The organism is Saccharibacter sp. EH611, assembly GCF_009834765.1.
Classification (GTDB): domain Bacteria; phylum Pseudomonadota; class Alphaproteobacteria; order Acetobacterales; family Acetobacteraceae; genus Saccharibacter.
In genome coordinates this window covers 21,168-35,167 of record NZ_WVHP01000024.1, presented here as the reverse complement: position 1 = coordinate 35,167, position 14,000 = coordinate 21,168, and the positions used below count along the sequence as shown (strand labels likewise).

10 protein-coding genes are annotated in these 14,000 nt (G+C 54.1%); 8 read left to right on the top strand and 2 right to left on the bottom strand.

Annotation, left to right across the window (positions count from 1 at the left end):
• Positions 1 to 12: 12 nt before the first annotated feature.
• On the bottom strand, positions 13 to 684 hold the full coding sequence (locus tag GS535_RS09285; RefSeq protein ID WP_160792430.1) for an alpha/beta hydrolase: 672 nt from the start codon (positions 682 to 684) through the stop codon (positions 13 to 15).
• Positions 685 to 985: 301 nt separating this feature from the next.
• On the opposite strand from GS535_RS09285, the gene GS535_RS09280 reads away from it, so the two are divergent.
• The 7 genes from GS535_RS09280 to GS535_RS09250 all read left to right on the top strand — a co-directional run bounded on the left by GS535_RS09280 (position 986) and on the right by GS535_RS09250 (position 12,176).
• Positions 986 to 2,092 (top strand): cysteine desulfurase family protein, encoded by a 1,107-nt coding sequence (locus GS535_RS09280; protein WP_160792429.1) that lies wholly within the window; start codon positions 986 to 988, stop codon positions 2,090 to 2,092.
• Positions 2,093 to 2,419: 327 nt separating this feature from the next.
• The gene (locus GS535_RS09275) at positions 2,420 to 3,571 is read left to right on the top strand and encodes a cysteine desulfurase family protein (RefSeq protein WP_160792428.1); all 1,152 of its coding nucleotides are present in this window, start codon (positions 2,420 to 2,422) and stop codon (positions 3,569 to 3,571) included.
• Between the two features lie 22 nt (positions 3,572 to 3,593).
• The gene (locus tag GS535_RS09270) at positions 3,594 to 3,908 is read left to right on the top strand and encodes a ferredoxin family 2Fe-2S iron-sulfur cluster binding protein (protein ID WP_018980698.1); all 315 of its coding nucleotides are present in this window, start codon (positions 3,594 to 3,596) and stop codon (positions 3,906 to 3,908) included.
• 9 nt (positions 3,909 to 3,917) lie between these two features.
• Complete coding sequence (gene mnmA / locus GS535_RS09265; RefSeq protein WP_160792427.1) at positions 3,918 to 5,003, top strand: tRNA 2-thiouridine(34) synthase MnmA; 1,086 nt, start codon at positions 3,918 to 3,920, stop codon at positions 5,001 to 5,003.
• Between the two features lie 6 nt (positions 5,004 to 5,009).
• Positions 5,010 to 5,678, top strand: a complete 669-nt coding sequence (locus tag GS535_RS09260; protein ID WP_160792426.1) for a glutathione S-transferase family protein — start codon at positions 5,010 to 5,012, stop codon at positions 5,676 to 5,678.
• 220 nt (positions 5,679 to 5,898) lie between these two features.
• A complete protein-coding gene (putA, locus tag GS535_RS09255; protein ID WP_160792425.1) occupies positions 5,899 to 9,531 on the top strand; it encodes a bifunctional proline dehydrogenase/L-glutamate gamma-semialdehyde dehydrogenase PutA in 3,633 nt (1,210 codons plus the stop codon).
• A gap of 107 nt (positions 9,532 to 9,638) precedes the next feature.
• Positions 9,639 to 12,176, top strand: coding sequence for an excinuclease ABC subunit UvrA (locus tag GS535_RS09250; RefSeq protein ID WP_160792424.1), 2,538 nt, complete (start codon positions 9,639 to 9,641; stop codon positions 12,174 to 12,176).
• Between the two features lie 79 nt (positions 12,177 to 12,255).
• On the opposite strand, the gene GS535_RS09245 is transcribed toward GS535_RS09250, so the two are convergent.
• On the bottom strand, positions 12,256 to 13,191 hold the full coding sequence (locus tag GS535_RS09245) for a hydrogen peroxide-inducible genes activator (protein ID WP_160792423.1): 936 nt from the start codon (positions 13,189 to 13,191) through the stop codon (positions 12,256 to 12,258).
• Positions 13,192 to 13,386: 195 nt separating this feature from the next.
• On the opposite strand from GS535_RS09245, the gene ahpC reads away from it, so the two are divergent.
• The gene (ahpC, locus tag GS535_RS09240) at positions 13,387 to 13,962 is read left to right on the top strand and encodes an alkyl hydroperoxide reductase subunit C (protein ID WP_160792422.1); all 576 of its coding nucleotides are present in this window, start codon (positions 13,387 to 13,389) and stop codon (positions 13,960 to 13,962) included.
• The last annotated feature ends 38 nt before the right edge of the window (positions 13,963 to 14,000 follow it).

The following is a 14,000-nucleotide window of genomic DNA, read 5'->3' as shown; positions in this document are numbered from 1 at the left end:
CGTTCTGTCAGGTTAGCCGGCAGCTTCAGCAGGAGCGGCGAAGAGAGACGTCTGGCGGGTGACTACGTGGTCTTCCAGCGCATCAGCAATCTGATTCGCTTGTTGGGAGAAGATGTGGTCAGCCTGCTCTAAGATACGATAGTCCACATCCACATTCTTCTGCGTGTTGAGCTTTTCAACCAGCTTACGGATACCGCTTTCAGGGGCCATCGTGTCTTTCCCGCCGGCAATCATGAGTCCGCTGCAGGGGCAGGGAGCAAGAAAGCCGAAATCATAATCATTTGCGGGCGGAGCCACGCTGATCCAGCCACGGATCTCAGGGCGGCGCATCAGAAGCTGCATACCGACAAAAGCACCAAAGGAGTAACCGCCAATCCAGATCTCGGTCGAGTTAGGATTAACCATTTGCATCCAGTCCAGAGCGGCGGCGGCATCAGAGATTTCACCAATCCCACCATCATAACGTCCCTGAGAGCGGCCAACCCCACGCGAGTTATAGCGCATGACTGAAAAGCCCATTTCTTGGAAGCGGCGATACATCGTATAGGTGATGCGATTATTCATCGTGCCGCCATGCAACGGGTGAGGGTGTAACACCAGCGCCAACGGGGCATTCGGATTGTCAGAATGATGGTAATGACCTTCGAGCCGCCCATCAGGGCCAGCAAACATCACTTCAGGCATGCGTCTCTCGTCTTATGGTGCGCTCTGCCTTCCACCGCCGAAGTGGCCGCCAGAGCGTATGACAGATAAAACAACCCCACAGGAGACCTGTCGGGTCTGAGGATAATGAGGGGGAGAGATGTCAGAACCACTCCCAGAACATATAGTGGCGTTGTATATCGACTCTTGAGGGCCAATTTCTAGCAAAATCGACTCTTTTATGAAGCTTTTATGTCGCACCCTATATGTCGATGGGGGCTCAAAGGCGCTAAAGAGTGCCCTTAGCACTGGTAGAGGCGCTTTCTCCGTTTGAGGTTCATGCATGACACAGTCCTTCTCTTCTGCAATTTATTTGGATGCTAACGCGACCGAACCCCTTCGCCCCCAAGCGCGTGAGGCGGTCTTGCGTGGGCTCGACCAAGTCGGCAATCCGGCCTCGGTGCATCATGATGGCCGACAAGCGCGGGCCTTATTGGAGGGTTGTCGCAAACAGATCGCCCGTTTTTTGCAGCGAGAGGCTGATTGTTGCGTTTTCACCTCTGGTGGGACGGAAGCAGACACGCTGGCGGTGTACGCTTTTGGTCATGCCCAAGGGCGGCGTGTGTTGATTGGGGCTACGGAACATGATGCCATTCGAAAAGCAGCTCCCGAAGCGACCATTATTCCTGTTGATGAGCACGGCCTTATTCAGCTGGAGGTTCTGGCGCAACTTTTGGAAGAAGGCGACCCCGCTTTGGTGTGTGTCATGGCGGCTAATAATGAAACGGGTGTCTGTGCTCCGCTGAATGATATTGCTGCTTTATGTCGAGAGCATGGCGCGCTGTTGCATGTGGATGCTGTGCAAAGTGCTGCGCGTTTGTCCTTTGATGTGCCTGCTCTAGCGGGGGCGAGCGTGGCGCTGTCAGGCCATAAGATGGGCGGCCCAAAAGGGGCGGGGGCGTTGGTGTTGGCTGAAGATGCGCCCTTATCGCCTCTCCTCCCTGGTGGAGGGCAAGAGCGCGGGCGGCGTGGTGGAACGCCCGCTCTGCCGGCTATTATGGGCATGACGGCTGCGTTGGAAGCGAGCCAAGCGCAGGATTGGGCCCCTATAGCGGCATGGCGTGATGCTTTGGCGGAGACGGTACAACAGGTCGGTGGGCTCTGCGTTGCTGCTGACGTCCCTTGTTTGCCCAATACGCTGAGTGTTGTTCTGCCCGGTGTGGCGGCACAAACACAGCTTATGATGCTCGATCTTGAGGGTTTTTGTGTGTCAGCTGGGTCGGCCTGCTCCTCGGGAAAGGTTGCGGCCTCTCATGTGTTGCAGGCGATGGGTCTGGGGGAACGCGCTGGGCAGGCATTGCGTATTTCATTGCCTTGGAATGTGGAAGAGGCGCATGTTCAAGCTTTCGGTGAAGCGTATGGGCGCATGGCACAGCGGTTGAAGAAATAGGGCATGACGACGCTATGCTGCGCCTTATTGTGCCGTCGTCGTGATGGGAGAATAGTGGGGCCTATCCGTTTTCAATGAGCGGGCTGATACATCTCTTTGGCGGCGATCTTGCGGTCATGGCAGGGTCTTTAGAGGCACGCTTACAGTCCCTGTTAAGCGGATGCTAAATAGACGATGAGCTTCGGCACTGTACAGGCAGGTCATGCAGCTGCCTCCGTTGGATGGGGGCCGTAAGACGATTTTGGCGCGAAAGCAGAGAGTTCTTATATTCTTTTGCACAGGGTTGTGTGTTTCGGGACTTATGAACGCGTAAGGGGGCTATCTGTCGTGATCTATCTGGATAATTTAGCGACAACGCCGTGTGACCCGGCTGTTTTTGCCGTGATGGAACCCTGGTTTGGGCGTTTTTACGGTAATGCGGGCAGTTTGCACGAGGCTGGTCGCCGTGCGGAACAGGCGGTGGAAGCCGCGCGTGAGCAGATCGCAGAAGCTCTTGGGGTGCGACACCGGGAGATTGTGTTCACTTCAGGGGCAACGGAATCGAATAATTTAGCCATCAAGGGGGCGGTGCGTTTTTTGCGCCAGCATGGAGATAAACGCCGCAGGGTTATCACTGTGGCGACAGAACATAAATGCGTGCTGGAGAGTGTGCGTGCTTTGGAGGATGAAGGGTACGAGCCGGTCATTCTCCCTGTGGAGCGTGATGGGCGCCTTTCTTCACAGGCCTTGCGCCACGCGTTGAAGACGCCGCCGCTTCTGGTCAGCATCATGGCGGCTAATAATGAAACGGGTGTGCTGCATGACCTCGCAACCTTAGCGCCCATGGTGAAAGAAGCGGGGGCGCTGTTGCATGTGGATATGGCTCAGGCCTTGGGGAAAATTCCGGTTGATCTGACACAGGTCGATCTTGCGTCTTTTTCAGCTCATAAACTTTATGGCCCCAAAGGGGTTGGAGCGCTTTATGTGCGCCATCGCCCACGGGTACGCCTCCAGCCTCTCTTATCCGGTGGGGGGCAGGAGCGCGGGTTGCGGTCAGGGACAGCGCCCGTGCCTCTTATTGTGGGGATGGGCGAGGCGGTACAGCGTGCTATGCAAGGACGTGAGCAGGAGGTTGCCTCCATCAAAATGTTACGAGATAGATTGGTAGCAGGCATACAAGCGCGCCATCCAGAGGTGCGCATCACAGGGGAGGGCGCGCCGCGTTTGCCGGGAGTGGCTCATCTGTGCCTTCCAGAGGGGTGTTGGGCGCAAGAGGTGATGGACTCTTTGCCTGATATAGCTTGTTCGACAGGGTCTGCATGCTCGGCTTTGTCTGGAGCACCGTCATATGTACTTGAATCCATGGGCTTTTCTGAGGCAGAAGCGCGGCGGAGCTTGCGCCTGTCGGTCGGACGCTTTACCTCGGGGGACGATATCGACTGTGTGGTGGCCCAGCTTAGCGCTGTGCTGGATGAAAAATGCGCACAGCGACGCCTGTAATTGACATCATAGAGAGTGTGTTATGCCAAAGATGGTTTTTGTTGAACGTGACGGGACACGACGTGAGGTTGAGGCCAAAAATGGCCTTTCCGTTCTGGAAATCGCTCATGAACATGACATTGATTTGGAAGGGGCCTGTGAAGGCTCACTTGCCTGCGCAACGTGTCATGTTGTGGTGGATCCTGCCTGGGCAGATAAGCTAAGCGACGCGACAGAAGATGAAGAAGATATGCTGGATCTCGCTTTTGGGCTTCAGCCAACATCGCGCCTTGGCTGCCAGATCGTGATGAAAGACGAGCTGGATGGGCTCGTCGTTTCTCTACCAAAAGGGAGCTAAGAGAGCTTTATGCGTATCCTTGTGGCGATGTCTGGTGGGGTTGATAGCTCTGTTGTTGCGGCGCTGCTGAAACGGCAAGGCCATGAGGTGATCGGGGCAACGCTCCAACTCTATGAGCATAATGGCCCAGCGCGTCCCGGAGCATGCTGCGCTGGGCGTGATATTATGGACGCCCGCGCGGTGGCTGACCGGATGGGCTTTCCGCACTATGTGATTGATGCGGAAAGCCGTTTTCGTGAAAGTGTGATTGATAGTTTTGCGGATTCGTATGCACGCGGCGAGACACCCGTCCCCTGTGTTGCGTGCAATCAAGGCGTGAAATTTACAGATCTGTTGGGGCTAGCGCGTGACCTCGGCTGTGAAGCGATGGCCACGGGGCATTATGTGCGCCGTCTTGAGGGGCCTGATGGGGTGGAGATGCACCGCCCGGTGGATCGTGACCGTGACCAGACGTGGTTTCTCTTTGCGACAACGCGTGAGCAGCTTGAGTATCTGCGCTTCCCGCTCGGTGAGATGCCCGATAAAGATCATGTGCGTGCTTTAGCAGAAGAGTTAGGGCTTGATGTCGCGTCCAAACGTGACAGTCAGGATATTTGTTTTGTTACGAATGGCTCTTACGCGTCATTGGTTGAGAAGATGCGGCCTGAAATTGAAGGCCCCGGCGATATTGTTGATGCCGAAGGTCGTGTGTTGGGCCGGCATGAAGGGGTGGCGCGCTATACGGTGGGGCAAAGCCGTCGTTTAGGGGATATTCACACCCAAACAGGGGAGCGTCAGGTTGTCACTCACATAGATGTGAAGAACCGGCGAATCGTTGTTGGGCCACGGAGTCAACTAGGGATCGGTGACGAGCATTGCAAAATAGTTCTACGTGATATGAATTGGCTAATTGACGCGCCCCCTGAAGGCGTGTTTTGTGGGGTTCAGCTTAGGGCGCGAGAATCTTTGCGGCTCGCCCGTGTAAAGCCTGTCGGACAGGCACAGGCCGAAGTCCTGTTGGACGACCCAGCCCTTGCGGCTCCGGGTCAAGCCTGCGTGTTGTACGATGGGGAACGCGTTCTAGGAGGTGGGTTCATTCTAGCAAAGGGACGCTAACATTAGATGGCCGGTCTGTTGCTTCTTGGGTCGCGTCGTTACTCCTCATGGTCATTGAGGGGATGGCTTGCTGTGCGTCTGGCAGGGCTGGACGTTGAAGAAGAGGTAATCCCTTTGAAGGGGGGCGGTCGTACGGTGGCGATTCATCAACGGTCGCCTAACCGTCTTGTCCCCTATCTTGAACATGATGGCGCTCAGGTTTGGGAAAGCTTGGCCATTTGTGCTTATTGCGCAGAAATAACCCCCTCTTTATGGCCGCAAGACCGCTTGGCACGTGCTCATGCATGGAGTGTGAGTGCGCAAATGGCTGCTGGTTTCCGAGCGATACGGCAGCTTTGCCCGATGAATATGGAGCGTGAGCCTGCACGGCCAGAAGGTCTGTCAGAAGAACAGCAAGGAGCGCTTGAGAAGGATTTATCTTTTCTCAATACCGTTCTCACACATGCTCTGACACGCAGCGGTGAGGCGACACCGTATCTTTTTGGTGCGCATCCCGGGGTGGCAGACTGCATGTATGCCCCAATTGCCCTGCGTATTGTCCAATATGGGCTTGAACCCTTTTTCTCTCCTGATGTCATCGCATGGTGCCAGCAATGGCGAGAGCATGCTCTGATGCGACGATGGCAGGAGCTCAGTGCGCAGGAACCTGCGTCTTGGCGTCTGGGCTCTGGGTAGCGGGTTTTCTTTTTTCTACCGTTTTAGAAGCGGTGTTTTGTCTCCATTCCACTAGACATAGAGTGCAAGGTTGAGCCTCATATTTCGATATAAAAATGGGTGTCCATTTTTTAACGAAAGGTGATGGACAGCTCTGCGAATCCGTGGTGGATTGGGTGTTGGAGTAATTTTCCGAAATAGATCGGGATGTTTTTGTTACGAAATTTCTGAGGTAGTGGTTATGGCGTATTTTTCAGAACATTTTGAGCTCGTTCCGCAGCGTTCAACGTTGCGCCAAGCCATTACTCATAAGACGCGATGTTTAGAAGAGGAGTGCGTAACCGCCCTCCTTCCTGATGCGGAACTAAACGAGAAAGAAGAAGCGATTGCCTCTTCAGTCTCGTTGGAGTTGGCGCATGCATTGCGTGAAAATCGTCGTCCCGGTCTTGTGGAAAGCTTAGTCCAAGAGTTTAGCCTTGCCTCTGATGAAGGTGTGGCGTTGATGAGCATGGCCGAGGCTTTGTTGCGTACACCTGATAAAGCGACGCGTGATGCGCTGATTAGCGACCAGATTAGTGTTGGTGATTGGCTTTCTCATGCAGGACGTGGGCAAGGTGTGGTGATTAATGCGGCTTCTTGGGGGCTCGCTCTTACCGGGAAGATCATTGCGCCAGACCATCGTATGGGTGTGGTGCAGTCCATGATGAAACGTCATGGTGAGCCTGTTGTACGTCAGGCCATGCAAGTGGCGATGCAGATGATGGGCGGCCAGTTTGTTCTGGGTGAAACCATCGAGAAAGCCCTTAAAGGCGCACGCACGCGTGAGGCTGAAGGCTTTACCTATTCTTACGATATGCTGGGTGAAGCTGCCTTAGATAAGCCAGACTGCGAAGCGTATCAGGCCGCGTATCATCACGCGCTTGAAGAGATTGGCCGTGGGGCTACGGGTGAGGGCATGCATGAACGCCCCGGCTTGTCGATTAAGCTTTCAGCGCTGCATCCACGCTATTATCGTTCCCAATATAAGCGGGTCATGACAGAGCTGCTGCCGACGGTTAAGCAGCTGGCCGTGCGGGCGAAGCACTACAATATCGGTCTGAATATTGATGCTGAGGAAAGCGAACGGCTTGAGCTGTCGCTGGATATTCTAGAGGCTCTATGCCGCGACCCTGACCTGGCGAACTGGGATGGGATTGGCCTTGTGGTGCAGGCATATAGCCGTCGTGCCCCAGCGGTGCTGGATTATGTGATTGATCTGGCACGCGAAACGAACCATCGCATTATGGTTCGTCTTGTGAAGGGCGCTTATTGGGATAGCGAACTTAAAAAAGCACAAATTGACGGGGTGAGTGACTTCACGCTCTTTACGCGTAAAAGTCATACCGATGTCAGCTATATCGCTTGTGCGCGTAAATTGATGAATGCGACGGATGCTGTCTTCCCACAATTTGCGACACATAACGCGCGAACGGTAGCGTCTATTTACGCGATGCAGGGGGATGATTTCTTCCCCGGGCAGTATGAATTTCAGTGCCTGCATGGCATGGGAGAAGGGCTGTATGAAGAGGTCGTTGGCCCACATAAGCTCAACCGTCCATGCCGTATTTATGCGCCTGTGGGCACGTATGACACGTTGTTGGCTTATTTGGTGCGTCGCTTGTTGGAAAATGGGGCGAACTCGTCCTTCATTAACCTGCTAGGGGATTCGTCTGTTGAGCTTGAGAAGCTTGTGGAAGACCCCGTAGCGATCACGCGTACATTCAGCCCTGTTGGGGTTGGGCACTCTGAAATTGCGCAACCAAAAGATATGTTTGGTGAAGAGCGCCGTAATTCAACAGGGATGGATTTCTCTGATGAAAATGTTCTGACGAGCTTCCGGGAATCGCTGCTCAAGTTGCCAGAGCAGATCTATGCTGAGGCGATGATCCCAGGGCGTAAACCGCAATCTGAGATTCAGCCTGTTTTCAACCCAGCCAACCGCCAAGACCAGGTCGGTACGGTGCAGAATGCAACTATTAGCGATGTGCCGCATGCCGTAGAAAATGCGGAAGCGGCTTTCCCTACGTGGGCTGCCAAAACACCAGAAGAACGTGCGAGCATTTTAGAACGTGCCTCCGATCTTTTAGAGCAGAAAGATATTGCTTTCTTAGGGATGGCCGTGCGCGAAGCGGGTAAGTCCTACCCGAATGCCGTGGCTGAGTTGCGTGAGGCCGTGGATTTCTTGCGGTATTATGCGGCACAGATTCGTCGTGAGTTCGATAATGAGACACACCGTCCATTAGGGCCGGTGGTGTGCATTAGCCCATGGAACTTCCCGCTGGCGATCTTCTTGGGCCAGATTTCTGCAGCGTTGGCGGCGGGTAATACCGTTTTGGCTAAACCTGCTGAAGAAACGCCATTGATTGCGATGATGGCGGTGGAAGCCATGCACGAGGCTGGTGTGCCTAAAGACGTGCTGCAATATCTTCCTGGAGAAGGGGATGTTGGGGCGGCCTTGGTGGCTGATGAGCGTGTTGCTGGGGTCATGTTCACCGGGTCAACAGCCGTGGCGCAGGCTATTGCGCGTCAGCTTGCTGGACGGTTGGGTCGTAATGGACAGCCAGTGCCGTTGGTGGCAGAAACAGGCGGTTTGAATGCCATGATCGTGGATTCGTCAGCGCTGCCAGAGCAGGTGGTGACGGACATCGTAACTTCTGCTTTTGATAGTGCAGGCCAGCGCTGCTCCGCATTGCGTTTGCTGTGTGTGCAAGAGGAAGCGGCTGATCGTGTGATTTCTCTGCTGAAAGGGGCTATGGCGGAACTACGCGTTGGCGCGCCAGCGCGTCTGGAAACAGATGTTGGCCCTGTGATTAGCGAACAAGCTAAGTCAGGTATTGAAGCCCATGTGGAGGCGCTCCGGGAGAAGCATTTCCCGGTCTATGAGGCCCCTATGACGGACGAAGCGCAGCAGGGTAGTTTTGTGGCACCGACTCTCGTTGAAGTGCATACGGTTGAGGATCTGGGACAAGAGGTGTTTGGCCCTGTTCTGCACGTTCTGCGTTATCCTCGCCGTGGGCTGGATGGCTTGATTGATGAGATCAATGAGAGCGGTTACGGTTTGACCTTTGGTGTGCATAGTCGTGTTGCTTCTACCATCAACCAGCTCGTTGAGCGTGTTGAAGTGGGCAATGTTTATGTGAATCGCAACATTGTTGGGGCGATTGTCGGCGTGCAGCCTTTTGGTGGGCGTGGCTTGTCCGGCACAGGGCCAAAGGCTGGTGGGCCGTTGGCGGTGCGTCGTCAGCTTGCTGAAGCTCCGATGACACCTTTGGCGATTCCGGGAGCAGAGTTGCCTGATATTGCGCTGTCTTGGTTGATGTGGTTGGGCGTGGAAGATCACGCGCTGACAGAAGCAATTATTCCATGGATGGAGCATGGCCTGCTGGATCGCGTTTTGGAGCTGCCGTCCCCAGTGGGTGAAAGCAACGTTTATTCTCTGAAGCCGCGCGGGCGTGTCTTGGCGTTGGCGGACACAGAAGCCGGCTTGAAACGCATCATTAGTTACGCGGTGAGCTGTAATAATGATGTGGCGTTCTTGAGCACGCCTGAGGTGATGAAGTCTCTGGATACCATGTCAGATGTGCTGCGTGAGCATATCACGCCGGTGCGTCATAAGGGCGATATTGCAGGTTGTTCGGTGATTGTTGCCGAGACGGATAGCCCCGTTTTGTGGGACATTGTGCGTGATCTTCTGGCTAATCCTAAACAGCCGATTCCAACAGTTTATCTGGCAGATGAAGAAACGCTTCGCCCAGAGTTCCTGCTTGAAGAGCAGGTGATCAGTACCAATACGGCTGCTGTGGGGGGGAACGCCCAACTTCTGTCCCTCAGTTAAAGCGCTACAACGTCTTTACATCTTGTGAAAGAAGGCCACTATGGTGGTCACAAAGGGCCCTCTTGTGAGAGGGCCCTTTGTGTTTAGTCAGATGAAAAGGCGATGTCATGACAGGCCCAACCCCTTTGGACATGGCGGGAATGATCCGCATCCATGAAGCGCAAGAACATAACTTACAGAATGTGAGTTTAGAGGTGCCGCGTGGGTGTATTGTTGTGTTTACAGGGGTGTCAGGGTCTGGGAAATCATCGCTAGCCTTTGGTACGCTCTATGCTGAAGCGCAACGCCGCTATCTAGAAACAGTGGCCCCTTATGCGCGGCGGTTGTTTCATCAGCTTCCTCCACCAAAGGTTGCGTCTATTGAGGGGTTGCCGCCCATTATTGCCCTGCAACAGCAGGCTGGGACGAGCAGCCGTTCGTCTGTTGGTAGTGTGACCACGCTGTCGAATGTGCTGCGCATGTTATACTCGCGTGCTGGCACCTATCCTCCCAATACTGCGCGCATTTCTGCGGAATGTTTTTCACCCAACACTCCAGAGGGGGCATGTTCTCATTGTCAGGGGACAGGGCAGCTCTATGACGTTGCGGAAGATAAACTCGTCCCAGATGAGACGCTCAGTATTCGGCAGCGTGCCATTGCGGCATGGCCGACGGCCTGGCAGGGGCAGAACCTGCGCAATATCCTGATGATGCGGGGTATTGATGTCGATGCACCATGGCGTCTGTTGCCTAAAGAGGTGAGGGAGTGGATTCTTTATACGGATGACACCCCAAGTGAGCCGATTTACCCGGGGCTTACCTATCAGCAGAGCCAAGAGGCGATGAAACGGGGGGAGGCTCCTTCCTATCGTGGGACGTTCATGAGTGCACGGCGTTATGTGCTGCAAAGCTTTTCCTCCACGAAAAGTGCTCGGACGCGGGAGCGTGCCGCTTCTTTTATGCGTGCGCAGTGTTGCCCTGTGTGTCATGGGCAGAAACTGAATCCTCATGCACTCGCGGTAACTTTTGCAGGGCGTACGATCACTGAGTTCTCTCAGCTGTCTCTTCAACAATGCTATGATGAGGTCGTGGCGCTTCTTAAGAGGCCCCATACGGAGACGGCGGAAGGACGTGTGATCAATGAGATCGCCACGGCTCTGCAAAAGCGTATGGAGGTTTTGCTTGAGCTGGGGTTGGGATATTTGCAAATAGATCGTGCGGTTGAGAGTCTCTCGCCGGGTGAGTACCAGCGTTTGCGTTTAGGGACACAAGTTCATTCGGCGCTCTTTGGCGTGGCTTATGTCTTGGATGAGCCAGCTGCTGGATTGCATCCAGCAGACGTTACATCGTTAATGCAGGTGTTGAAGCGACTGCCTGCCGAGGGAAATTCCTTACTATTGGTGGAACATGACCCCGAGGTGATCAAACAAGCTGATTGGCTTGTCGATATTGGGCCCGGAGCAGGAACAGACGGGGGGCGTGTGCTCTATAGTGGCCCTCCAGAAGGGTTGAAAGAGGTGCGTGAGTCGCGCACACGACCTTATCTTTTTTCTCTTCCGCCGTTGATCAAGGGTGTGCAGCGTTCGTTGAAAGAGGAGCTCTGTGTAGAGGGCATCACATGGCGTACGCTGCATCAGCTGACCCTTACTCTGCCTTTAGGGGGATTGGTTGCGGTTACAGGCGTGTCGGGCTCCGGTAAGTCGAGTTTAGTCAGTCAGGCGCTTGTTTCTCTTGTTCGTCGCGCGTTAGGTCAAAAAACTGTTGAAGAGCCGCTTGGGTCTCATGCGTCGATAGATGATGAGGGTATGGCTGAGGAGCAGGATGGAGAAGAACCGTCTGGTCGGGTTACCCGTGGTCTTGAGCATGTGAAGCGATTGGTTGTCATTACGCAAAAGCCGATTGGTCGGACATCGCGCTCTAATCCTGCGACTTATACGGGGATTTTTGACCATATTCGGAAGCTTTTTGCCGCCACGCCCGAGGCAAAGAAGCGTCAATTACGCGAAAGTGCGTTTAGTTTTAATGTGCCTCAAGGACGTTGCCCCCACTGTCAGGGATTAGGGAGTGTGTCTATTGAGCTGCTGTTTATGCCCGGTGTTGAAGCACCGTGTCCAGAGTGCCACGGCGCGCGGTATAAGCCTGAAATTTTAGAGATTACAGTTCGAGGGAAAACGATTGCCGACGTTCTCGCCATGACCGTAGATGAGGCGTGTGAGTGGTTTAAGATCGAAGAGACCGTCTATCGTGGTCTGGAAACATTACGCTCATCGGGGTTGGGATATTTACGTTTGGGGCAACCTGCGCCAGAGTTATCGGGTGGTGAAGCTCAGCGACTAAAATTGGCAACAGAGCTCCAAAAACGGCGCACAGTGCCGATGTTGTACATTTTAGATGAGCCTACAACAGGTTTGCATCCAGCAGACACAGATCGTTTTCTGGGGCAGTTACAGCTCTTGATTGCTCAAGGGCATAGCGTGGTGGTTGCGGAGCATAATATGCGCGTCGCAGCGGCCAGTGACTGGGTGATTGATCTGGGGCCGGGGAGTGGTCAGGACGGTGGGTGTATTGTCGCTGCTGGAAGGCCTGAGGATGTGGCTATGTCGGACGTGAGCCAGACGGCACTCTATCTGAGACAGCTGCTTAACGCATCAGAGCAAGTAGAATGACCGGATGCATTGCAAGCTGTGCAGAACGGCTAGGATAGGTGCACGGTTCTGGCCACTGGGGAGGAGTCGTCGAGTGCGCTTACGGCTCCTTACAAGGGAGACATCCTTCCGGTATTGAGGCACGTAAGAAATGAGCGAGCTCCCGGAATGAGCTTGCTCGTGGGTCAGAGCTTCGCCACACGAGATTAATGGTGCGAGAAGCTTCAGCCTGATTAAGGTCACGACATTTTACGAGCCCTTCAAATTCCGTACGGTTCTTGAGGGCAAGGTGCGGAATGAGAGAGAACCCTTCACCGGCGGCAATCATATGCCAAAGCATCTCTAGGCTTGTGGCAAGGCGCTGATCTTGCGGTCGGAAATTGCTGGGACAGATTGATAGAGCCTGATCGCGTAAGCAGTGCCCATCTTCTAACAACAGTAAATCGGGCCGCCCGAGGTCATCAAAGGCAATATCAGGTTTGTTGGCAAGTTCATGCTGTGCGGGGAAGACGGCAACGAAAGGTTCTCTAAAAAGAGGTTCTTGTTCCAGCGTCTCTGTCGCAGCTGTTGGTGCAAGGAAGGCGACGTCCAACTCTCCCTGCCGGAGGGACTGGATGAGATTGCTGGTCGTTTTTTCCGTTAGACGAAGGCTGAGCTGAGCATATTCTTGCCGGAGGCGTTGCAACAAGCCAGGAATATAATAAGGTCCCAAGGTTGGGATAACACCGATATGGAGCAGTCCATCCAGCGGCCCTGTATGCGCGCGCGCCACCTCTAAGAGATTACGAGCAGAGGCAAGAACCTCCCGCCCGAGCACGATGAGACGAGCACCTTCAGGGGTGGGGGCCACATGGCGTCGGGATCGTTCAAATAACGTGACATTGAGCAGCTGTTCTAGCTTTCGCACCTGCTCGGACAGGCCCGCTTGGCTAACGCCGCAGCGTTCTGCTGCACGAGAGAAGTTGCGAAGGTCGTCAACTGCAACCACATATTCAATATCCCGGAGGGATAAACCGGAGAGAGGTACGTAAGACATGTCCCTAAGATAGGGTTAGTTGGAAGCAGGGGGAAGAGGAATTCAAAAAAGAAGGCTTGCAGAATATGAGAAAGGTTCTCATTTATAGGACATCGGTCTTGGCGAGGGCTGCTTGACATCTTTCGCCCCCGGTTGTTCCTTTTGGCAGACGATCCTATGTATGGGGTCAGTCATATTTCATTAAGGGAGAATTTTATGCCTGCTATCGGTTCCCAAATTAAGCCATTCACGGCGCAAGCCTTCCGCGAAGGACGCGACTTCTTTGAAGTGTCTGATGCTGATCTGCGCGGTAAATGGTCTGTTGTGTTCTTTTACCCAGCTGACTTCACGTTCGTGTGCCCAACCGAGCTTGAAGATCTGGCTGAAAACTACGAAACGTTCCAGAAGCTGGGCGTGGAAATCTTCTCTGTTTCGACAGACAAGCACTTCACTCACAAAGCATGGCACGACACATCACCAGCTATCGGCAAGGTGAAATACACCATGATTGGTGACCCTGCTGGTGTGATCGCTCGTAACTTCGATGCTCTGATGGAAGACGGCAGCCATGTTGCAGAGCGTGCAACATTCCTGATCGATCCGGAAGGTGCGATTCAGTACATCGAAACCACATCTGGTGGCGTTGGCCGTAGCGCTTCTGAGCTGCTTGATAAGGTGCGTGCTGCTCAGTACGTTGCTGCTCATCCAGGTGAAGTTTGCCCTGCAAAATGGAAAGAAGATGGCTCTACAGCTACGCTGAGCCCATCTCTCGACCTCATCGGCAAGATCTGATCTCGGTCTTCCGAAAAGGTACAGCAAGGTAGGTTCCC

Coding starts and splice junctions, on each gene's coding strand:
- GS535_RS09285 (WP_160792430.1), bottom strand. CDS start 684: ATGCCTGAAGTGATGTTTGCTGGCCCTGATGGGCGGCTCGAAGGTCAT.
- GS535_RS09280 (WP_160792429.1), top strand. CDS start 986: ATGACACAGTCCTTCTCTTCTGCAATTTATTTGGATGCTAACGCGACC.
- GS535_RS09270 (WP_018980698.1), top strand. CDS start 3,594: ATGCCAAAGATGGTTTTTGTTGAACGTGACGGGACACGACGTGAGGTT.
- mnmA (WP_160792427.1), top strand. CDS start 3,918: ATGCGTATCCTTGTGGCGATGTCTGGTGGGGTTGATAGCTCTGTTGTT.
- GS535_RS09260 (WP_160792426.1), top strand. CDS start 5,010: ATGGCCGGTCTGTTGCTTCTTGGGTCGCGTCGTTACTCCTCATGGTCA.
- putA (WP_160792425.1), top strand. CDS start 5,899: ATGGCGTATTTTTCAGAACATTTTGAGCTCGTTCCGCAGCGTTCAACG.
- GS535_RS09250 (WP_160792424.1), top strand. CDS start 9,639: ATGACAGGCCCAACCCCTTTGGACATGGCGGGAATGATCCGCATCCAT.
- GS535_RS09245 (WP_160792423.1), bottom strand. CDS start 13,191: ATGTCTTACGTACCTCTCTCCGGTTTATCCCTCCGGGATATTGAATAT.
- ahpC (WP_160792422.1), top strand. CDS start 13,387: ATGCCTGCTATCGGTTCCCAAATTAAGCCATTCACGGCGCAAGCCTTC.